15 protein-coding genes and 1 pseudogene are annotated in these 19,996 nt (G+C 74.3%); 10 read left to right on the top strand and 6 right to left on the bottom strand.

Annotated elements, in window-relative coordinates:
• The 6 genes and pseudogenes from carB to ACFVVU_RS27620 form a co-directional block, all read right to left on the bottom strand.
• A pseudogene (gene carB, locus ACFVVU_RS27645) lies at positions 1 to 354 on the bottom strand (carbamoyl phosphate synthase large subunit); the annotation flags it as partial.
• 12 nt (positions 355 to 366) lie between these two features.
• Positions 367 to 594: a hypothetical protein gene (locus ACFVVU_RS27640; RefSeq protein ID WP_387792914.1), complete on the bottom strand. Its 228-nt coding sequence runs from the start codon at positions 592 to 594 to the stop codon at positions 367 to 369.
• Positions 595 to 645: 51 nt separating this feature from the next.
• Positions 646 to 2,466, bottom strand: coding sequence for a carbamoyltransferase (locus tag ACFVVU_RS27635; RefSeq protein ID WP_380682098.1), 1,821 nt, complete (start codon positions 2,464 to 2,466; stop codon positions 646 to 648).
• Between the two features lie 11 nt (positions 2,467 to 2,477).
• Positions 2,478 to 4,670 (bottom strand): iron-containing redox enzyme family protein, encoded by a 2,193-nt coding sequence (locus tag ACFVVU_RS27630; protein ID WP_387792912.1) that lies wholly within the window; start codon positions 4,668 to 4,670, stop codon positions 2,478 to 2,480.
• Positions 4,671 to 4,915: 245 nt separating this feature from the next.
• Entirely contained in the window at positions 4,916 to 5,950 is a 1,035-nt protein-coding gene (locus ACFVVU_RS27625; RefSeq protein ID WP_380682096.1) for an IopA, read from the bottom strand.
• 142 nt (positions 5,951 to 6,092) lie between these two features.
• Positions 6,093 to 7,316: a sensor histidine kinase gene (locus ACFVVU_RS27620; protein WP_380682095.1), complete on the bottom strand. Its 1,224-nt coding sequence runs from the start codon at positions 7,314 to 7,316 to the stop codon at positions 6,093 to 6,095.
• Between the two features lie 260 nt (positions 7,317 to 7,576).
• On the opposite strand from ACFVVU_RS27620, the gene ACFVVU_RS27615 reads away from it, so the two are divergent.
• From ACFVVU_RS27615 to ACFVVU_RS27570, 10 genes are all read left to right on the top strand, one after another.
• A complete protein-coding gene (locus tag ACFVVU_RS27615; RefSeq protein ID WP_387792909.1) occupies positions 7,577 to 9,211 on the top strand; it encodes a helix-turn-helix domain-containing protein in 1,635 nt (544 codons plus the stop codon).
• A gap of 55 nt (positions 9,212 to 9,266) precedes the next feature.
• Positions 9,267 to 10,268: an LD-carboxypeptidase gene (locus ACFVVU_RS27610; RefSeq protein WP_387792907.1), complete on the top strand. Its 1,002-nt coding sequence runs from the start codon at positions 9,267 to 9,269 to the stop codon at positions 10,266 to 10,268.
• Between the two features lie 164 nt (positions 10,269 to 10,432).
• Positions 10,433 to 11,707, top strand: coding sequence for an alpha/beta hydrolase family protein (locus ACFVVU_RS27605; protein ID WP_387792906.1), 1,275 nt, complete (start codon positions 10,433 to 10,435; stop codon positions 11,705 to 11,707).
• A 409-nt stretch (positions 11,708 to 12,116) separates the two neighbouring features.
• The gene (locus tag ACFVVU_RS27600) at positions 12,117 to 13,466 is read left to right on the top strand and encodes a diaminopimelate decarboxylase (RefSeq protein WP_387792904.1); all 1,350 of its coding nucleotides are present in this window, start codon (positions 12,117 to 12,119) and stop codon (positions 13,464 to 13,466) included.
• Positions 13,467 to 13,615: 149 nt separating this feature from the next.
• A complete protein-coding gene (locus ACFVVU_RS27595; protein ID WP_387792902.1) occupies positions 13,616 to 14,359 on the top strand; it encodes a DUF998 domain-containing protein in 744 nt (247 codons plus the stop codon).
• A gap of 178 nt (positions 14,360 to 14,537) precedes the next feature.
• Positions 14,538 to 15,497, top strand: a complete 960-nt coding sequence (locus ACFVVU_RS27590; protein ID WP_380682089.1) for a GlxA family transcriptional regulator — start codon at positions 14,538 to 14,540, stop codon at positions 15,495 to 15,497.
• Between the two features lie 222 nt (positions 15,498 to 15,719).
• A complete protein-coding gene (locus tag ACFVVU_RS27585) occupies positions 15,720 to 17,045 on the top strand; it encodes a DUF6271 family protein (RefSeq protein WP_387792899.1) in 1,326 nt (441 codons plus the stop codon).
• Complete coding sequence (locus tag ACFVVU_RS27580; RefSeq protein WP_380682087.1) at positions 17,042 to 17,536, top strand: GNAT family N-acetyltransferase; 495 nt, start codon at positions 17,042 to 17,044, stop codon at positions 17,534 to 17,536. Before ACFVVU_RS27585 ends, ACFVVU_RS27580 begins: the two co-directional genes overlap by 4 nt.
• A gap of 204 nt (positions 17,537 to 17,740) precedes the next feature.
• Positions 17,741 to 18,739 carry a type I glyceraldehyde-3-phosphate dehydrogenase gene (gap, locus tag ACFVVU_RS27575; RefSeq protein ID WP_380682086.1) on the top strand — a complete coding sequence of 333 codons (999 nt, stop codon included), beginning with the start codon at positions 17,741 to 17,743 and terminating at the stop codon, positions 18,737 to 18,739.
• Between the two features lie 228 nt (positions 18,740 to 18,967).
• Entirely contained in the window at positions 18,968 to 19,993 is a 1,026-nt protein-coding gene (locus tag ACFVVU_RS27570) for an LLM class flavin-dependent oxidoreductase (RefSeq protein ID WP_380682085.1), read from the top strand.
• Positions 19,994 to 19,996 lie beyond the last annotated feature (3 nt).

The raw sequence follows: 19,996 nt of genomic DNA, 5'->3' as shown, positions 1-19,996 counted from the left end.
CGCGCCGATCAGCTCGACACCGTACTTCTCCAGCGTCCCCGCCGCGTGCAGCGAGATCGCCGTGTTCAGCGCGGTCTGGCCGCCCAGCGTCGGCAGCAGCGCGTCGGGGCGCTCCTTCGCGATGATCTTCTCGACGAACTCCGGGGTGATCGGCTCCACATAGGTGGCGTCCGCGACCTCGGGATCGGTCATGATCGTCGCCGGGTTCGAGTTCACCAGCACGACCCGCAGGCCCTCGGCCTTCAGGACCCGACACGCCTGCGTGCCCGAGTAGTCGAACTCGGCGGCCTGACCGATCACGATCGGACCGGAACCGATCACCAGGACGGACTTGATGTCAGTGCGCTTAGGCACGCCGGCCCTCCGTCAGGACGTGATCCAGTAGCTGGTGGCCGTGCGGTCCACCGCGCGGTCGAGCGGGTCGCGGAAACGCCGGGCGACGAGCCCGACCGGGGTGAACACCAACACGTAGGCGAGCAGGAGCAGGAGTTGCAGGCCGGCGCGGCGGGCGGCGCCCAGCGCGGTGTGGCCCAGGGTGGTGCTGCTCGGCGCGGTGTTGCTCGGCGCGGTGGTGCTCGGCGGGGTGGTGCTCATCGGGGTCGTCCTTCCTGGAGGGGGCCGAGGGGCGGTCGTGGTGCCGGGCGGTCAGTCGAGCGGGATCTCGTCGCGCCAGTCGCCCTCCTCGGTCCAGGCCGGCTGCTCGGCCTTGGTGAGCAGGAAGTCGCCGATGGCGAGCGTGTCGATGTCGGTGCGCATGAAGCAGCGGTAGGCGTCCTCGGGGCTCGTCACGATCGGCTCGCCGCGCACGTTGAAGGAGGTGTTGACCAGCACGGGGCAGCCGGTCCGCTCCTTGAAGTCGCCGAGCAGCCGGTGCAGTCGGGGGTCGGCCTCCGCGGTGACGGTCTGGATCCGGGCGGAGTGGTCGACATGGGTCACGGCGGGGATCGTGGAGCGGGCGCTCCTGAGCCGGTCCAGGCCGCGCGCGGTGCCGTCCGACTCCAGCCGCTGCTGTTCGGCCACCTGGGCCACGATGAGCATGTAGGGGCTGGGCTGGGAGAGCTTGAAGTACTCCTCGGCGTCCTCGGCCAGCACGATCGGGGCGAAGGGGCGGAAGGACTCGCGGAACTTGATCTTCTGGTTCATCACCGACTGCATCGCCGGGTTGCGCGGGTCGCCCAGGATCGAGCGGCCGCCGAGGGCACGCGGGCCGAACTCCATCCGGCCCTGGAACCAGCCCACCACCTTGCCCTCGGCGAGCTGTTCGGCGACCCGCCCGGACAGCTCCTCCGGGGTCAGCCGGGTGTACGGCACGGCGTTGGCGTCGAAGTAGGCCGCGATCCGGTCGTTGTCGTAGCCCGGGCCGAGCCGGGAGGAGCGCATCGCGTCGCGGCCGGTGCGGGTGTGCGGACGGGCGGCGCGCTGGGCCAGCAGGGCGGCCCCGAGGGCGCCGCCGGCGTCCCCGGCGGCGGGCTGGATCCAGACCTCGTCGAAGATCCCCTCCTCGACGATCCGGCCGTTCGCCACGCAGTTGAGCGCCACGCCGCCGGCCAGGCAGAGCCGGCGCTCGCCGGTCCGCTCGCGGGCGGTGCGGGCCAGCCGGAGCATCACCTCCTCGGTGACCTCCTGGACGGACGCGGCCAGATCGAACTCCCGCTCGGTGAGCGGGGCTTCGGACTGCCGGCGGGGCCCGCCGAACAGCTCCTCGAACCGCCGGCCGGTCATCACGTGGCCGTGCAGGTACTCGAACCAGTCGGTGTCGAGGTGGAACGAGCCGTCCGGCTTCAGGTCGATCAGCCGCTCCCGGATCAGCCGGGCGTACACCGGCTTACCGTACGGGGCCAGGCCCATCAGCTTGTACTCGCCGGAGTCCACCTTGAAGCCGCAGAAGTAGGTGAAGGCGGAGTACAGCAGGCCGAGCGAGTGCGGGAACCGCAGTTCGGCCACCGGTTCGACGCGCTGCCCGGTGCCGTGCCACAGCGAGGTGGTGGTCCACTCGCCGACGCCGTCGACGCAGAGCACCGCGGCGGACTCGTAGGGGCTCGGCAGGAAGGCCGAGGCGGCGTGCGACTGGTGGTGGCCGAAGCGCCGTACCGGCGGCACCGCGCCCAGGCCCAGTCCGCGCAGTTCCTCGCGCACGGTGTCCAGGGTGCGCGCCTTCCAGCCGAGCCAGGCGGGCATGACCTCCCGGAAGGAGCTCCAGGTGTGCGGCGCGGTCGCCGCGTAGGTGGCGAGCACCCGGCGGAACTTGCGCGCCGGGTCCTCGTAGTAGGCGATCGCGTCGATGTCGCCCAGCGTCAGCCCGGCCTCGTCGAGGCAGTAGCGCACGGCCTGCGCGGGGAAGGCGGAGTCGTGCCGCCGACGGCTGAACCGCTCCTCCTGGGCGGCCGCCGCGATGCCGTCCGCGCCGACCAGCGCGGCGGCGCTGTCGTGGTAGTAGGCCGAGATGCCGAGCACTGTGGTGGCCACCGGTCCGCTCCTCAATTCGGGTTCTTCAACGTGACGTTCAGTGCGGCGTACAGGTCGGGCACGGTGCCCTCGGGCGGGTTCAGGGACCGGTAGCCGGCCCGGACGCGCTCCCACACCGCGGCCTCCTGCTGGGGGCCGACCGCCCCGGGCAGGTCGGCCAGGTAGCTGTCGATCGCGTCCGCCGCCCAGGCGGAGTGGCCGGTGGCGACGTTGTCGATGGTGTTGTGCAGGTCGACGAACTGGGTGCTGAAGCCGTGGTGCTTCAGTGCCGCCCGGGCGCTGCGGTAGCTGCCGCCCACACCGGAGAGCTCCATGGCGAGGTTGAGGCCGAGGATCTCGGGCTGGAAGCGCTGCGGGAACCGGGAGACGCTCAGCCAGTAGACCGGGAGCGCGAAGGACTCCTCCCGGAAGCCCGGCCACTCGGCGAACGCGGCGGACCCGGTGGGCGGAAGTTCGAAGCCCATCGTGGCGATCAGGTCCCGGTAGATCTTCGGGTGGTTCAACTCCCACTCGCCGTTGCCGAGTTCGTCCCAGTAGGTGCGGAACAGGAACTGGCCGCAGTGGGACGAGGCCAGCCGGTAGTCGGTGAACCCCTGCAGCCAGCCGCCGTCGATCATGATCAGCGGGGCCAGCTGGAGCGTGGAGTCGACGAGGTCGGCCCGGTCGGGCAGCGGCACGCTGCGCTCGGCGAACTCGCTGCCGTGCCGGTCGTGCGCCCGGTCCAGCCACTCCCGCAGGCCGCCCGCGCCCGGTCGCACGGCGGGCAGCTGCTGCGGGGCGCGGTCCAGTCCGTAGCGCGAACGGGCCAGCCAGCGCCGGGCGTAGTCGTACGCGTACCGGCGCAGGCCCGGGGTGTCCGTGCGGGACAGCAGCGCACGGTAGGCGGCCCGGACGCCGATCCTCGGCAGCGGGGCCGCGTCGGGCGCGGTGGGGGCCGGGGCCGGGTGCTCGTGGTGCAGGTACCAGGAGCGCTGGGCCCGGTGCAGCGCCTTCCGGTCGTCCGGAGCCGGTGCCCCCTCGCCGGCCCCCTCGCCGGCCGCGGCGGCGCCGCCGGTGGGCAGCGCGGCGATCCAGCGGCGCAGCACGGCGATCTCGGCCGGGGTGAAGATCCGGAACATCGGGCCCTTGGGGCCGATCAGGCCGCGCAGCAGGGGGCTGGCGTCGGGCCGGCCCGGGCGGACCAGCGGGCTGGCCGCCAGGGCGTCGAGGAACGGGCCGGGCCCGGCCCCCGGGTCGGCGAACCACGCGGCCAGCGGGCGGCCCGCCAGCTTGTACCGGGCGTGGTAGACGGCGGCCTGACGGGCCCGGGCGCAGATCAGCCGCCACACCTCGTAGTCGGGGTGCCGGGAGAGCCGGGTCTCGTCGAGCAGCGCCGCGCACCAGCGGCGCAGTTCGTCGAGCGCCCAGTGGAAGCCGCGGCGCAGCCGCTCCGCGCCGGCCGGGCCGTTCTCCGCCAGGTACTGGCGGGCGGCGGCGGTGGACAGCTCCAGCGCCGTCGCGGTGGGCTCGCCGCGCGCGGCGCCGAGGTCCAGGGTCAGCGCCTCGTCCCGGTCCAGGACCTCGGGGCCGAGGGCGGCCAGCGGGGGCAGCAGGCCGACCGAGCGCAGGCAGAGGTCGGCGCCCAGCAGTTCGGGCAGGAACGCGCCGGGCAGCCGGCTGAGCGCGAGCAGCATGGCCGGCAGCCGGAAGCTGAAGGTCTCGACCCGCTCGTTGGCGGCCAGCCGGGTCCGGGCGAGCGGTTCCTCGACGCGGTGGCGGTGCAGCAGGCGGCTGTAGTCGGAGCCGCGGTCCGCCTCGGCGTAGCCGACACCGACGTCGGCGGCGTACAGGGTGAGCACCCGCAGGGCGAGCGGGGTCTCGGCGTTGCCGGAGCTGGAGAGCCACTGGAGCCACGCGCCGGCGGACAGGGCCAGCGGCGCGCAGTTCAGCAGCACGCACCGGACGGCCGGGCCGTTGTCGGGCCCGGCCAGGGCCCGGGCGAAGTCCTCTCCCGCCGCGGCCGCCCAGGCGCGGGCGGTCGCGGTCAGTTCCTCGGGGTCCGCCGGCCGGCCGGGGGCGGTGTCCCCGGTGCGGCCGGCGGCCGAGAGGGCCGCCCGGACCGGTTCCAGGTCCGCGGGCCGCAGCGGCAGGTCCCCTTCGGGGTCGAGCGCGCGCAGGTACAGGATGCGGTGGTCGGGCTCGGGCTGGGCGGCTGCGTTGGTCATGGCGTACCGCGCCCCTCCGTTCTCGGCGTCGGTCGGGTCAGAACATCGGGTAGATGGAGCTGTCGTTGCGACGCTTGCGGCGGCGCCGGCGGAACAGCGCGACGATCTTCCGGAACACGGTTCGGCTCCCTGCTGCTGCGGTGTGGGTGTGGGCGTGGGTGTGGGCGTGGCTGTCGGTGCAGGTGTCCGCGGACGGGACGGGACGGGACGGGACGGTGACGCGGGGCGCGGGGCGCGGGCCGGGCTCAGAGGTCGAACGCGGCGCGCAGCAGCTCCGCGGTCACCTCGTGGCCGCGGTCGGTCAGATGGACCTGGTCGACGAAGAGCCACTGCTCGGCGGCCGGCGAGGCCGCGAGGGCCGCGTTGGCGTCCAGGAACGGGACGCCGGCCTCCTTGCAGACGGCCTCCAGCCGTTCGGCGTACACCTCGTGCACGGCCGGGTCGAGAACCGGGGCGAACAGGTTCCACATGCCCGCGCGCTCGGCGCCGGCCTCGTCGATCAGCGCCCGCTCCTCGGCGGTGAAGGGCTTGCGGGTCCAGGTGGCGGTGGGCTGCAGCACGTAGTGCAGCCGCGCCCCGAGCGGGGCCACCAGGTCGGCGAGGGTGCGCAGGTCGCGGGCGGCGTGCCGGACGGCGGTCTCGACGCGTGCGGCGGGGTCGGGAACGGTGCCCGCGGTGTCCGCGGCCTCCTCCGGCCGGCCCAGCCGCTTGGCGACCCGGCCGAGCCTGCCCCGGGCCCAGCCCGGCTGGCCCATCCGCTGCCCGAGGTCGGGCGCGCCGAGCTGGCCGAAGAACTCGCCGGAGAAGAAGAACTGCGGGTAGTCGCCGTCGGCTTGCGGCAGCCCGGCCACCACGAGGTTGTTGAGCCCCGAGAAGACCACCACGTCGCGCACCGCCGGCAGCCGGTGCCGGTGCAGTTGGAAGAGCGCCGCCTCCTGGGTGGAGTTGAAGGCCGGCGCCGCCAGATTGAGCCACGGCCGGGCCCGCGGGCCGCGGGAGAGCAGCGAGGGGATCGTCCAGGCGTCCCCGCTCGCGCCGAAGCCGAACGCGGGGGAGGCGCCGAGCACGACCCCCACGGGCTCCTCGGGCACCGTCCCGAGCAGCGAGACCGGCCCGGCGCTCCCGTGCGAGACGCGGAACCCTCCGGCGTCGGTGTTCACCACCGGGGAGCGGTAGCCCGGCCGGTTGAAGAACATCACGTACGGCAGCCAGCGCACCTCGCCGGTCGCGAACTCCTCGTACTGCTTGATCTGCGGCGTCAGCCGGTGCTGCGCTTCCACTGCGGCGCCTCCGATGTCCCCGGTGGGTCTCTTCGACCACCGAGTGTTCGGGGGGCGCCTAGATTGCGGCTCGAACCGTGTCGGAGCGGGCCGGCGGGCGCCGCGCGGTCCGGGCCCGGGCGGCACCCCGCCCGGGCCCGGCTCAGGCGGCCGCCCCGCACGGGTCCGTGGCGGACGTGCGCGGCCCGGGGCCTCGGCCGGGGCGCATCGGGCACTCGACGTGCAGCCAGTACCACTCGCCGCGGACCGTCGTGGTGACGGTGCCGCCGCTCAGCGCCAGCCGCGCGGCGAGGTTGCGCAGCCCGACGCCGCGCCGCGTCCGGCTGTCCGGAGGCGGTGTCCGGGCGCCGTTGTTGGCCACCCAGAGGTGGACCCGGTCGGCCCGTTCGCTGAAGATGACGGTGCACCGGGTGGCGTTGCTGTGGCGCAGCAGATTGGTGACGGCCTCGCGCAGCACGATGGACAGGCTGGTGCCCACCTGCTCGTCGAGCTTCTGCGGCGGGTGTCCGTCGATCTCGACCTTGAGCCCGGCCGTCTCCAGCGTTCCGCGCACCACCTGGAGTTCGCGTTCCAGTGACATCGCCTGCGGCCCGGTGGCCACCGCCCTGACGTCGGCCAGCGCCTGGCGGGCGAGCGCGAGGGTGTCCCGCAGCTCGGCGTGGGCCCGGCCGTCGTCGGTGCCGACCAGGCGCTGGATCAGCTCGATCTTCAGCGTGATGGCCGAGAGGCTGTAGCCCAGCAGGTCGTGCAGGTCGCGGGAGAACCGGAGCCGTTCGCTGGAGACGGCGATCTGGGTCGCCCGCCGCCGGGCCTCGTGCTGGCGGTGCACCAGGTCGCACAGGGCGCTCAGGCCGTAGGTGAGCACGCCGACGGCCAGCGAGGAGAGCTCCAGGTACAGCGGTGCGAGGCCCCGGTGCTGGTGCGGGGAGAGCGCCAGCACCGTGACGTTCACGAGCGCGAAGAGCGCCCAGGCGAGCGGTGCGCCGCGCAGCGCGATCAGGATCGCGCCACCGAGGAAGCCGCTCAGGTTGCCGGACAGGACCCCGGTGAGGGGCAGGGTCAGGAAGGTCAGCACGGCCTGGACGCCGATCAGCACGGCGGTGTTCCGGCGCGGGGCGCGCAGGGCGCTGGGGTGACAGTTGTACAGCTGGATGGCGAAGCAGCAGAGCACGATCAGCAGGGCGAAGCACAGCCCGGCCCGGTCGTGGGTGCGCTTCGCGAGGTTGACGGCTCCGATGACGGTGAGCCCGACCGTGACCGCTGCCACCAGCGCATAGGCGAAGCGCGGTGGCATGGCCTCTCCGGGGACGTCGTCGGCGACCGGTGCGGAGACGGAGCGGTGGGGGCTGTCTGTGGGGATTCTCATGTCCTCGCCCTTGATCGGTGTACGAGCAGTTCATACACGGGGCACCTGGGTGTCATGCACAGGGCTGACAAGTTGGCCGAAACGCTGAGGGTTCGACGCCCCGCCGCCGGGTAGCGGCCGCGCCCCGCGGACGCCGTGACGGGCCTTCGGCCGCGCGCCATACTGGGCGTTCGTACGGTCGTGGGCTCGTGCGTTCGCGGGTTCGTATGTTCGTGTGCTCAGGTGTTCATGCGCCGGGACGGGCAGGGGAGGAGCGGCGGGTGGCGGAGCGGACCTTGCGGGGGGTGGCGGCACTCGCCGAGGCGGTCGTGGAGGTCGGCCTCGCCCCGCTGGGGCTGGACGCGCCGGTGACGGGGCTGGAGGTGTTCGACCGGGCGGAACCCGGGGCGGACCCGGGCACCCTGCTGGTGGCCGTCGGGCTCGACCCGCGCTCGGAGCGGGCCGTGGCACTGGTCCGCGCCGCGGGGCGCGACCGGGCCGCCGGGGTGGTCTTCCGCGAGGAGGGCGCCGGCCCGCCCAACGACGCGCTGCGGACCGCCGCCGACGAGGCCGGCACCGCCCTGCTGTTCCGCCGGACCTGGGCCGACTGGGCGCAGCTGATCGGCACCCTGCGGGCCGGACTCGCCGTCGCCGAGGAGGCCGAGGCGGCCAATGTGCCGCTCGGCGACCTGGACGCGCTCGCCGAGGCGCTCGCCGCGCTGGTGGGCGGCGCGGTGACGATCGAGAGCCCCGACTCCCGGGTGCTCGCCTACTCCTCCAACAACCGGGACGTCGACGACATCCGCCGCTCCACCATCCTGGCCCGCCGGGTGCCGGCCGAACGCCGGGCGGCGATGCGCGAGGACGGCTTCTACGCGCTGCTGCGCCGCACCCCGGGCGCGCTGCACCGCCGGGCCGACGGCACCGCCCCCGAGCGCGCCGCCGTCGCGGTACGGGCCGGCGAGGAGGTGCTCGGCTCGCTGTGGGTCGCGCCGACCGGCTGCCCGCTGCCGCCGACCGTCACCGAGGCGCTGCGGGCGGCGGCCCGGATCGCGGCGCCGCACCTGCTGCACGACCGGGCCCGCCGCACCGGGCAGCGCGAACTGGTGCTGGAAGCGGCGCGCGCCCTGCTGGCGGGGCGCGGTTCGGCGGACGTCCTGGCCGCCCGCACCGGACTGCCGCCGGCCGAGCCCTGCGCGGTGCTGGCGCTCGCCCTCGCCCCCGGGCCGGATCCCCGGCCCTCCGGCGCCGCCCCGGTCAGCGGAGGGCGGCTGGCCCGTTCGGCGCACGCCGCCTGCGCCCGGCGCGGCCACGCCGCGGTGGCGGTGGCCGCCGACGGCGGCGCCCGGGTGCTGCTCGGCGGTCTGGAACGCGATCCGCGGCAGGCCGCCGCCCGGCTCTCCCGGCTGGCGGGCGCGCTCGCGCCGGAGCTGTCGGCGGAACTCGGCCGGCCGGTACGGATCGGCATCGGCGAGGTCCGGGCCGCCCTCGACCGGGCCGCGGACTCCTGCCGCACCGCCGAGCAGGCACTGCGCGCCCTGCGCCTCGGCCGCTCGCCGAACCCGCCGCCCGCCGCCGGCATCGGCGAACTCGCCGACACCGTCGCCCTGCTGACCGCCCTGGACGCGCTGCGGGCCCACCTGGCGCCCGCGCCGGAGAGCTCGGTGGCCCGGCTGGTGGCCCACGCGGCGAAACCGGGGGAGGAGGTGCTGCTCGACACCCTGCGCGCCTATCTGGAGCACGCCGGGGACAGCGCTCGGGCCGCCGCCGCCCTGGCCGTGCCCGCCAGCACCTTCCGCTACCGCAAGCAGAAGGCGGAGAAGGTCTGCGGCATCGACCTGGACGACCCGGACGCCCGGCTGCTCGCCCAGCTCCACCTGCGCCTGCTCGCCCTGGACGCCGCCGAACGCGACTGACGTCGCCGGGCGAAACCCGCGTGACCCCACGGACGGCACCGGCGACACTGACGCCATGACCGGAGCCGCACCGCACCGACTGCTTCGACCGCGCGCCCTGAGGCCCGGGGACCTCGTGGTCATCGCGGCGCTGTCAGGACCGCTGCCGGCCGCGTACGAGCCCAACGTCGAGCGGACGGTGGCGGTGCTCGAACGGATGGGATTCCGGGTGCGCCGGGCCCCGCTGCTCGACGCCGGGCGCCGCCGCTGGTGGAGCGCGGCCACCCCGACGGAGATCGCCGGGGAGCTCAACGGCCTGCTGCGTGACCCCGAGGTGCGCGCGATCGTCGCGAGCGACGGCGGCCAGACGGCGCTCGGCTACCTCGACCTGATCGACGTCGAGGCGGTCAGGGCCGACCCCAAGCCGATCCTCGGCTACAGCGACATCTCCCTGCTGCACCTGGTGCTCCACGCCCGCACGGGCCTGGTGGGGTTCCACGCCGACATGGCCGTCCCCGGCTTCGGTGGCCACTGGCGGTCCGCGCCCCCGGCGCGCCGAGCGGAACTGGAGAGGCTCTACACCGGGCTGCTGACCGGCACCGAGGCGATCGGCGCACTGCCCACGAGCCCGTCGTGGGAGTGCTGGCGCCCCGGCCGCGCAGAGGGCCGGCTGATCGGCGGGGTGATCAACCGCATCGTGCTGGCACAGGCCACGCCCTTCGCGCTGCCGCTCGAACGCTTCGACGGCGCGGTGCTGTTCTGGGAGGAGACGGGCGGCCTGGCGTCGTACGTGTGGAGCTATCTGCAGGTGCTGCGGCACTGCGGCATCCTCGACCGGATCGCCGGCATGGTCGTGGGAGTCCCGCACGAGATCGGCGGACTCGAACCAGGCGCCTCCCCGACCCTGCGCGAGATCGTGCTCGACGTCCTCGGCGACCGCGACATCCCGGTCCTGGGCAACGTCGAGTTCGGGCACGCGGGCCCGAACCTGCCGATGCCGGTCGGCCTCCGCGTCGGCCTCGACGCCCGGCAGCGGACGCTGTCGCTGCTCGAACCGGCGGTGTCACCGCCTCGCTGAACGTCCCCGCCCCGGCCGCGTTCCGGTCGCCGAGGTGGACCCCGCCCGCACCCGTCCGTTCCGCATCAGCCCGGGGTTGTCATCCCGTGGGCCGGTTCCAGGTGGCGGAGCGTCATTCGGTGGGCCGATGCGGCCCATCCGCCCCGAGTGACAGTGTTCGGCGCATGGACACCACGCCGATGGACATCGCGCCGATCGCAGGCCGTACCGGACCGACCCGCCGCCGTCTGCTGGGCGCCGCCCTCGCCCTGAACGTCATCGCGCCGTTGGGCCTGGCCCGCACGGCCTCGGCCGCTCCCGCCGCCGCCGCCGGCGCCATCCCCGCCGGCACTTCCTCCGCCGGCACCGGCTCGCCCGAGCGGCTCACCCTGCCCGCTCCCACCGGCCCCTTCCCGGTGGGCATGGTGCCGCTGCACCTGCGCGACGAATCGCGGCTCGACCCGAACGCCAGGCCCGGAAGGTTCCGCGAGCTGATGGCCACCGTCTGGTACCCGGCCCGGCTCGCGAACCCCGACGCCTACCCGCTCGCCCCCTGGATGACCGAGGGCGCCCTGAAAGCCTTCCTCGACGACATCGGCTTCCCGCTCCCTCCCGAGCTCGTCCCGCTCACCGCCGGCCACCAGGGCGCGCCCGTCCACCGGACCGGCCGGCCGCTGCCCGTCGTCCTCTACTCGCACGGCGCGGGCGGTCACCGCGGCGACCACACCATCATGGTGCAGGAGTTGGCCAGCCACGGCTTCGCCGTCGTCACCGTCGACCACACCCACGACGGCATCACCGAGTTCCCGGACGGGACCGTCGTCACCCGGGACGGCGTCGCCCCCGGGCTGTACCCGAAGGACTACGCGGCCGACCTGCTCTTCCTGCTCGAACGTGTCGTCGACCTCGCCAACGGGCGCAATCCCGACGTCGACGGCCGCGCCCTGCCGGCCGGCCTGCTCGGCGGCCTGGACGCCCGGAACATCGGTGTCTCCGGCTGGTCCAAGGGCGGCACCGCCGCCGCCCTCGCCATGGTCGCCGACCGGCGGATCCGCGCCGGTCTCACCCTGGACGGCCGGATGGAGTCGAACCCCGCCATCACCACCGACATCGACCGGCCGTTCATGATGATGACCGCCACCTACACCCGGGCCGCCAGCCCGTACGTCGAGACCTTCTGGGGCCACCTGCGCGGCTGGCGCCTCGATGTCCAGGCCACCGGCGCCCTGCACGTCTCGTACGGCGACAACATGGCGCTGATCCCCCAGGCGGGCAGGCTGATCGGCATGACCGAGCAGCAGATCCAGTCCGCGGTCGGCACCCTCGACCCCGACCGCGGCGTCCTCATCCAACAGACCTACCCGCGCGCCTTCTTCGACCTCCACCTGCGCAACCGGCACTGCGGCAACCTGCTCGACGGACCGTCGAAGGCCTTCCCGGAGGTCGTGTACCACCCGTAGGCCCGGTACGAGCGGCGGGCGGCAGCCCCGGGGAGAACCACTGCGACCGCGACATGCCTAGCAGGTGACAGGCGTTTTCCGGCGCCGTGCATTTCGGCCGGCGGGGTCGACAATTCCTAGCACTGCTCCGATTCTCCCGGCGTGAGCGATTGGTCGCACGCGACGGTGCTCCGGCCCCGCGTTCGCCGTCGGGCACCGATCCGGCGGTTCCGGCGGCGGCGTCCGGCCGGGTGACGCGGGGCCGTCCCCGGAAATCCGCGCCGTGGGACGAAGACGTGGTCGCCGCCGGCCGGGCAGCCTGGTGCCACGCCCGGGGCCACCCCGTCCCCGGCCCCGGGCGTCCGGCGGCGTGACCACCCGGTCGCCGTCAGGCCCCCGACCGCCCGACGAGCCCGTGGAGCGCGACACCATGACCCTTCCCCAGCCCGCCACCGGCTCGCCCGCCACCGGCTCGCCCGCCACCGGCCCGGGCGCCGCCGCCCGCCGCGAACTCGTCCTGCGCGAGGCCGTCCGCCGCCGGCTGCTCGACCCGGAGGACGCGCTGCTCGCCGTCTTCGTCGACCTCGACGGCGTGGCCGCGAGCGTCGCCGAGCTGCGCGCCGCCTTCCCGCCCGAGGTCGAGGTGCTGCACACCTTCGCGGCGAAGGCGAACTGCCTGGTCCCGCTGCTGGCCCGGCTGCGCGGGCTGGGCATGGGCTGCGAGGTGGCCAGCCCGGGTGAGTTCGCGCAGGCCCTGGCGGCCGGCTTCGACCCCGCGCGAATCGTCTTCGACTCGCCCGCCAAGACCCGACGGGAGCTGGTCCGGGCGCTGGAACTCGGCGCCGCCGTCAACGTCGACAACTGGCAGGAGCTCGAACGGGTCGACGACCTCCTGCGGGCCGGTGCCTCCGCCTCCCGGATCGGCGTGCGGGTCAATCCGCAGATCGGCGCGGGCAGCATCGGGGCGATGAGCACCGCCACCCCCACCTCCAAGTTCGGCATCGCCCTGGCCGACGAGGGCAACGCCGAGCGGCTGGTGGAGGCGTTCCGCGCGCGCCCCTGGCTCAGCTGGATCCATGTGCACGTCGGCTCGCAGGGCTGCCCGCTGGACCTGATGGCCGAGGGCGTCGCCCAGGCCGTCGCCTTCGCCGAGCGGGTCAACGCCGAGCTGGGCCGCCGCCAGGTGGAGGGCATCGACCTCGGCGGCGGACTGCCCGTCAACTTCGCCGACGACACCACCACCCCCGGCTACGCCGACTACGTCGGGCGGCTGCGGGCGCACGCCCCGGCGCTGTTCGACGGCCGCTACCGGCTCGCCACCGAGTTCGGCCGCTCGCTGCTCGCCAAGAACGGCTTCACCGCCGCGTACGTCGAGTACACCAAGGAGTCCGGGGGCCGGCGGATCGCCGTCACCCACGCCGGCGCCCAGGTCGCCACCCGGACGGTGTTCATGCCGGACGCCTGGCCGCTGCGGATCACCGCGCACCACCCCTCGGGCGCCGCCAAGGACGGCGGCGACCCGGTGCCGCAGGACGTCGCCGGACCCTGCTGCTTCGCCGGCGACCTGCTCGCCAGGAACCGTCCGCTGCCGCCGCTGGAGCCGGGCGACCTGGTCGCGCTGCTGGACACCGGCGCGTACTACGCGACGACCCACTTCCAGTACAACAGCCTGCCCGAGCCGGCCGTGCACGGCTTCACGGTGGACGCCGGGGGAGCGGTGCGCTTCGAGCCGCTGCGCCGGGCCCAGCCGATCGAGGAGCTGATCCGGCCGGTCGGCTGACCCGACTCCGGGTCACGACACGGTGACGGACGGTCAGAACGGCAGGCGGGAAGCGGTTCGCGGGCGGCGTGGCGCGGGTATCACCCTGCCGCGACCGCCGGCCCCCGGCCGCGGTTCGACAGCCTCGGCTCGTTCAAGGAGGCCTCGTCATGACCGCCCGCATCCCCGCCGAAGCCCGCATCCCCGCCGAAGCCCGACCCCCCGCCGAAGCCGGGCCCCCCGCCGACCCACCGGCCCAGGACGTGCGCACCGTGCGCCGGCTGCGCCTCGGGGTCGGTCTCCTCGGCTTCCTCCTGCCGATCGTGCTGCCCGTCGGCAACAGCCTCACCTCCGCCCGGATCGCCCTGCTCGACTCGATGAGCGCCTCCTACTACACCCACATGCGCAACGTCTTCGTCGGCGGTCTGTGCGCCATCGGCGTCTTCCTCATCTGCTACCGCCACGACCGCCGCGAGGACCGGCTCAGTTCGGTGGCCGGGGTGCTGGCGATCGGGGTGGCGCTCTTCCCCGTCGAGCCGCCGGCCTCCGTCGCCGCGCACCCGAGCGATCTCCAGAGGGTCGTCGGTGTGCTCCATCTCGCGTTCGCCGCGGGGCTGTTCGGCGTCCTGGCGTACTTCTGCCTGCGGCTCTTCGCGGACTCGCCGACCACCGGCGGCCGCCGCCCGGCGCGGGACCGGATCTACCTGGTCTGCGGCTGGGTGATCGTGGCGGGCATCGGGGCGGTCGCCGTGGCCGGGGTGCTCCACCTGGCCCGGGACTGGCCGCTGACGGTGCCCTACCTGGGCGAGGCGGTCTCGGTGTTCGCCTTCGGTGTCGCCTGGCTGGTGAAGGCCGAGGCCCTCACCGGCCTCGCGCCCCGCCCCGCCCCGGCCACCGCCCCCGCCGGTCCCTGACGGTCACCCGAGCCGCCCGCCCGGCCCGCCCGCCCCGCCCGGTCGCCCGATCCGGCGACGCGCCCGGCCCGACCCGGCCACAGCATCCCGCCGATGGCAGGATGCTTGCGGCCGGTATCGGACCGGCCGGGGCGCGCCGCGGCGTCCGTCGGCACCGCGGGGGAGTGGAGAGGGTCCGATGGGCCGCAGGAAGCACCAGGTGGCCGTGCTGGTCCTGGAGGGCGCGAAGCCGCTGGACGTGGGCATCCCCGCCCAGGTGTTCTCCAGCCGGCCGAGCATGCCCTACACGGTGCGGGTCTGCGGCCCGGCGCCCGGGCTGGTGGCCGGCGGCGACGGCCTCTCCTACCACGTGGCCGAGGGCCTGGAGGCGGTCGAGCACGCCGACACCGTCTTCGTGCCCGGCTACCGCGACCCGGCCACCACCGAACCCCCGGCGGCCGTCGTCGAGGCACTGGTGGCCGCGCACGCCCGCGGCGCCCGGCTGGCCGCGATCTCCACCGGGGCGTTCGCGCTGGCGGCCACCGGGCTGCTCGACGGCAAGCGGGCGACCACCCACTGGCACTACGCCAAGATCCTGGCGGAGCGCCATCCGCGGATCAGGGTCGACGAGAACGTGCTGTTCGTGGACGAGGGCGCGGTGCTCACCTCGGCCGGCGCGGCCTCCGGCATCGACCTCTGCCTGCACCTGGTGCGGCGCGACCACGGGGTGGGCCTGTCCAACCACGTGGCGCGGCGGCTGGTGGCCGCGCCCTACCGCAGCGGCGGCCAGGCCCAGTACGTGCCGCGCAGCGTGCCCGAGCCGCTGGGCGACCTCTTCGCCGACACCCGGGAGTGGGCCCTGGGGCACCTTGCCGAGTCGCTGACGCTGGAGGGGCTGGCCCGGCACGCCCGGGTCTCCGCGCGCACCTTCTCGCGGCGGTTCGTGGAGGACACCGGCTACACGCCCATGCAGTGGGTGCTGCGGGCCCGGGTGGACCTGGCGCGCGAGCTGCTGGAGCGCACCGACCTGGGGGTGGAGCAGATCGCCGACCGCGTCGGGCTCGGCACGGGGGCGAACCTGCGGCTGCACTTCCACCGCGTCCTCGGCACCTCGCCCACCGAGTACCGCCACACCTTCGCGGCCCGCTCGGAGGGGTGAGCGCGCGGGTCCGGACGTCCGTGCCGCGTTCGGTGCCCGATCGGGCAGAGAAGGACCGGTTCCGTCCCGCGGGGGGCCCGCATCGTCGATCGTTGACCTCAAAAGTGGTCTAGTCCATCGCGGTCGGACGGGCCGGTCCGAGTCGCCGTCCGGGACACCCGCGCGATCCCGACTCCGCACCGTCACACCGCATTTGACGATCAGACGGAGAAGCGCGCACCCATGCAAAAAGTCTGCCTCGCCCTGCCCACCATGCGCCCCTGTCCCGGCACCATCGTGGACCTCGCCGAGGAGGCGGCCTACGCCGTCGCGAACTTCGGGGTCGAGGTGCACCTCCTCGTCCTCGACACCACCGACGCCGCCGGAGTCGCGAAGAACGCGGCGGCCGTGGCCTCCCTGCCCCTCACCCCGGGCGTGTTCGTCCACCACCTCGACGAGGCGCAGCAGCGGGAGTTCTTCCGCCGGGTGGCCGAGCGCTCCGGCGCCGCCGACCCCGAGCTGCTGCTCGACATGATGCTCCCGCCGGCCGTCGCGTACGGCTCCTGCGTCAACCGGATCTTCCTGGGCGCCGCCGCCCTGGGCTGCACCTCGGCGCACCTGCGCAACGACGACGCCGACTTCCAGGTCCTCGACGGTCGGAAGATCTTCCCGATCCACCACGAGCTGCTCTCGATCGGCCGCCCGGCGGGCGAGGCGGCGGCCGGCGTGACCCGCTCCGAACTCGACCCGGCCGACGCCGACATGCCGGTGCTGCTGGTCAGCGGCTCCTTCATGGGCGAACTCAACGTGGACATCGGCGAGATCCGCGAGCTGGACCCGGCCGTCTACCGCGACGTGGTGCGCCTGTGGACCCCGCCGGTGTGGCCGGACGAGGACCGCGACGCGATGGTGGACGTCTCCTTCAAGGGCACCGGCACCGAGCCGTTCACGGCCGACGAATCCGTGCTCGGCGCGCCCGACATCTGGAACGTCTTCATGTGCAACGTCGCCCTGGACCACCGGGCCTACGAGGTGCTGCCGCTGCTGCCCTCGATCAAGACCCTCGGCTGCGACTACGCCCTGCTGCACGCCCTGGTCCACGCCCGGATGCCCGCCGTCATCCACAACCGGCACATCGTCAACTACTACACGCCCGAGCGCCGCACCGGAGCCGGCTTCATTCCCTATCAGATGGGGTTCGTGAAGCTGCTGCTCTCGATGCTGTACCTGTACCCGGTCTACGGCGGGATGATCGACCTCGGCCGCGGGCTGCTGGACGAGCGGAACGGGCTGAAGGTCGAGCCGATCCTCGACCTGGTCCGCGGCAGCATCGACTGGGACCGGGCCGGGAACGAGCACTGCCTGGACGTCCTGGACCGCTCCTACCGCAAGCTGGGCGGCAAGTACGCCGAGCTCGCGGACGTGGTCGCCGGGCAGCGCGAGCAGCTCCTGGACGAGGCGCAGGAGGACGCGCGGCGCTGGGCGGTGCTGATCGAGGCCTGGGCGCCGCTGGTGGCCGCCTCCCGCGCGGAGGGGCTCGGCGCCGCTTCGGAGGTCCCGGCCCGGTGATCGAGGACCTCCGGATCCGGCGGCTGACCGACGAGGACTGGGACGCCGTGGTCGCGCTGGAGCACGACGCCTACGCGGCCGACGGCCTGTCGGAGGGCCGGGAGGCACTGCAGTCCCGCGCCGTCGGCTCGCCGGAGACCTGCTTCGTGCTGGAGCAGGACGGCACGGTCCGCGGCTACCTGCTGAGCCTGCCGTACCCGCCGCTGCGCTGCCCGGACCTCGCCGGCCCGGAGAGCGCGGCGTTCGAGTCGAGCAACCTGCACGTGCACGACCTGGTGATCGCCGAGGACCTGCGCGGCCGGGAGGTCGCGCTGGAGTTCATGCGGTACTTCCGGGCACGGGCGCAGGAGCTGGGCTTCGAACGGATCTCGATGGTCGCGGTGCGCGGGGCGGACATCCTGCTGCGCCTGCTCGGCTACCGCGCGCACCGGGAGGTGGCCGTCCCCGCCTCCTACGGGCGGCGCGCGGTCTACATGTCGACGCCGGTCTAGGGCCGGACGGCGCTGGTGGCGGCTGCACCCCGGGTGCAGCCGCCCGTGGCGGGATCCTTGCGCTCGATGGCAAGGTGTCTGGCGGGATCCTTGCGCACCATGTCGATCCGGCCCCTGTCCGGGACCTTCCGATTTTCGGATGATTGAACCGTCATCAAACGGACGGACACACCCGGACCACCCGGCACGACCCAGGGAGCCCTCATGACCCGCATCGCCATCAACGGCTTCGGCCGCATCGGCCGCAACAGCCTGCGCGCCCTGGTGGAGCGCGGCAGCGAGCTGGAGGTGGTCGCGATCAACGACCTCACCTCCGTCGACGCGCTCGCCCACCTGCTCCGCTTCGACAGCTCGCTCGGCCGATTCCGCCGCCCGGTCGCGGTCGAGGGGGACGAACTGGTCGTCGACGGCCGCCGGATCAAGGTGCTCGCCGAGCGCGACCCCGCCGAGCTGCCGTGGGCCGAGCTCGGTGTGGACATCGTGCTGGAGGCCACCGGCCGGTTCACCTCCGCCGAGGCCGCCCGCGCCCACCTCAAGGCCGGTGCCCGGAAGGTCCTGGTGAGCGCCCCGTCCGACGGCGCGGACGTCACCCTGGCCTACGGCGTGAACACCGACGAGTACGACCCGGCCGAGCACGTGATCGTCTCGAACGCCTCCTGCACCACCAACGCCCTGGCCCCGCTGGCCGCGGTGCTGGACGAACTGGCCGGCATCGAGCACGGCTTCATGACCACCGTGCACGCCTACACCCAGGAGCAGAACCTCCAGGACGGCCCGCACCGCGACCAGCGCCGCGCCCGCGCCGCCGGCGTCAACATCGTGCCGACCACCACCGGCGCCGCCAAGGCGATCGGCCTGGTACTGCCGAACCTCGACGGCAAGCTCTCCGGCGACTCGATCCGGGTACCGGTCCCGGTCGGCTCGATCGTCGAGCTGAACACCACGGTCGAGCGCGAGGTCACCCGCGACGAGGTGCTCGCCGCCTACCGCGCCGCCGCCGACGGCCGGCTGAAGGGCATCCTCGACTACGCCGACGAGCCGCTGGTCTCCAGCGACATCACCGGCGAGCCCGCCTCCTCGATCTTCGACGCCGCCCTCACCCGGGTCGACGGCAAGCACGTCAAGGTGGTCGCCTGGTACGACAACGAGTGGGGCTTCTCCAACCGCGTCATCGACACCCTTCAGCTGCTCGCCCGGGGCTGACCCGCGTCCGGGGGCGCCGCTGTCCCCGGGGCGCCGCCGCTCACCGCTCCCGGGGTCACCACCCCGCCCGAGGACGCCGCCGGAACCGCTGCGGGAACGTGACACGCGTGTTGCGCCCCGTGGCGATCCTCCGGCGGCCCTTGAGCGGCCCCGGGCGGTGTGTGACGGTGGACGGCACGCCCGTCCCGTCACCCGCCGGGCGGGTTGAGCCGAAGAAAGAGGACACCGGTGCCGACCCACGACCAGCCCCTGCGGAAACTGGGATTCCTGACCATCGGGCTGTTCGACCCGGCCGACCCGGCCCGCGGCCACGAGTCCACGCTGCAGCTCATCGAACTCGGCGAGCAGCTGGGCTTCGACAGCGCCTGGGTGCGCCACCGTCACCTGCAGCACGGCATCTCCTCCCCGGTCGCCGTGCTCGCGGCGGCCACCCAGCGCACCCGGCGCATCCAGCTGGGCACGGCGGTCATCCCGGTCGGCTGGGAGAACCCGCTGCGACTGGCCGAGGACCTCGCCACCACCGACCTGCTCTCCGGCGGCCGGCTCAACCCGGGCGTGAGCATCGGGCGGCCCGGCCACTGGGAGCAGGTGGCCGGGGCGCTCTACCCGGACACCGCCGAGGCCGAGGACTTCGGCTACCGGCGGGTGAGCCGGCTGCTGGGCTTCCTGCGGGGCGAGCCGGCCACCGACTTCAGCGGGGTCGAGGGCATCGAGGTGTACTCGGACAAGGTCCAGCCCGTCTCGCCCGGCCTGGCGGACCGGCTCTGGTACGGCGGCGGGAGCCTGCGCTCCGCCCGCTGGGCCGGTGAGCAGGGGCTCGGCCTGCTCACCAGCAACGTCGTGCGGGCGGAGGAGTCGGAGGACTTCGCCGAGATCCAGCGCTCGCAGATCGTCGCCTTCCGCGCGCACCACCCGCTGGGCGCGCGGGCCCGGGTCTCGCAGGGCCTGGTGGTGATCCCCACCGACAGCGCCACCGCCGGTCAGCGGGCGCGCTACCAGGAGTACGCCCGCAGCCGCACCGCCCGCACCGCGACCCCGCAGGGTCCGTCGCGGGTGATGTTCGCCCGCGACCTCGTCGGCAGCTCCGCCGAGATCGCCGAGCAGCTGTACGCCCACGCCGGGTTCCGGGAGGTGGACGAGGCGGTCTTCGCGCTGCCGTTCACCTTCGGCCACGAGGACTACGTGCAGATCCTCACCGACATCGCCACCGTCCTGGCCCCGGCCCTCGGCTGGAAGCCGGCCACCGGCGCCTGAGCC

Source organism: Kitasatospora sp. NPDC057965, from assembly GCF_042887135.1.
In the GTDB taxonomy this organism is placed as follows: Bacteria; Actinomycetota; Actinomycetes; order Streptomycetales; family Streptomycetaceae; genus Kitasatospora.
The sequence above is the reverse complement of the archived record's forward strand: the minus strand, read 5'-3'. Positions and strand labels throughout refer to the sequence as shown.

Bases quoted from the DNA above. Each gene is read 5' to 3' on its own strand.
- gap (WP_380682086.1), top strand. From the start codon at position 17,741: ATGACCCGCATCGCCATCAACGGCTTCGGCCGCATCGGCCGCAACAGC.
- ACFVVU_RS27585 (WP_387792899.1), top strand. From the start codon at position 15,720: ATGCAAAAAGTCTGCCTCGCCCTGCCCACCATGCGCCCCTGTCCCGGC.
- ACFVVU_RS27605 (WP_387792906.1), top strand. From the start codon at position 10,433: ATGGACACCACGCCGATGGACATCGCGCCGATCGCAGGCCGTACCGGA.
- ACFVVU_RS27595 (WP_387792902.1), top strand. From the start codon at position 13,616: ATGACCGCCCGCATCCCCGCCGAAGCCCGCATCCCCGCCGAAGCCCGA.
- ACFVVU_RS27640 (WP_387792914.1), bottom strand. From the start codon at position 594: ATGAGCACCACCCCGCCGAGCACCACCGCGCCGAGCAACACCGCGCCG.
- ACFVVU_RS27630 (WP_387792912.1), bottom strand. From the start codon at position 4,670: ATGACCAACGCAGCCGCCCAGCCCGAGCCCGACCACCGCATCCTGTAC.
- ACFVVU_RS27600 (WP_387792904.1), top strand. From the start codon at position 12,117: ATGACCCTTCCCCAGCCCGCCACCGGCTCGCCCGCCACCGGCTCGCCC.
- ACFVVU_RS27590 (WP_380682089.1), top strand. From the start codon at position 14,538: ATGGGCCGCAGGAAGCACCAGGTGGCCGTGCTGGTCCTGGAGGGCGCG.
- ACFVVU_RS27610 (WP_387792907.1), top strand. From the start codon at position 9,267: ATGACCGGAGCCGCACCGCACCGACTGCTTCGACCGCGCGCCCTGAGG.
- ACFVVU_RS27620 (WP_380682095.1), bottom strand. From the start codon at position 7,316: ATGAGAATCCCCACAGACAGCCCCCACCGCTCCGTCTCCGCACCGGTC.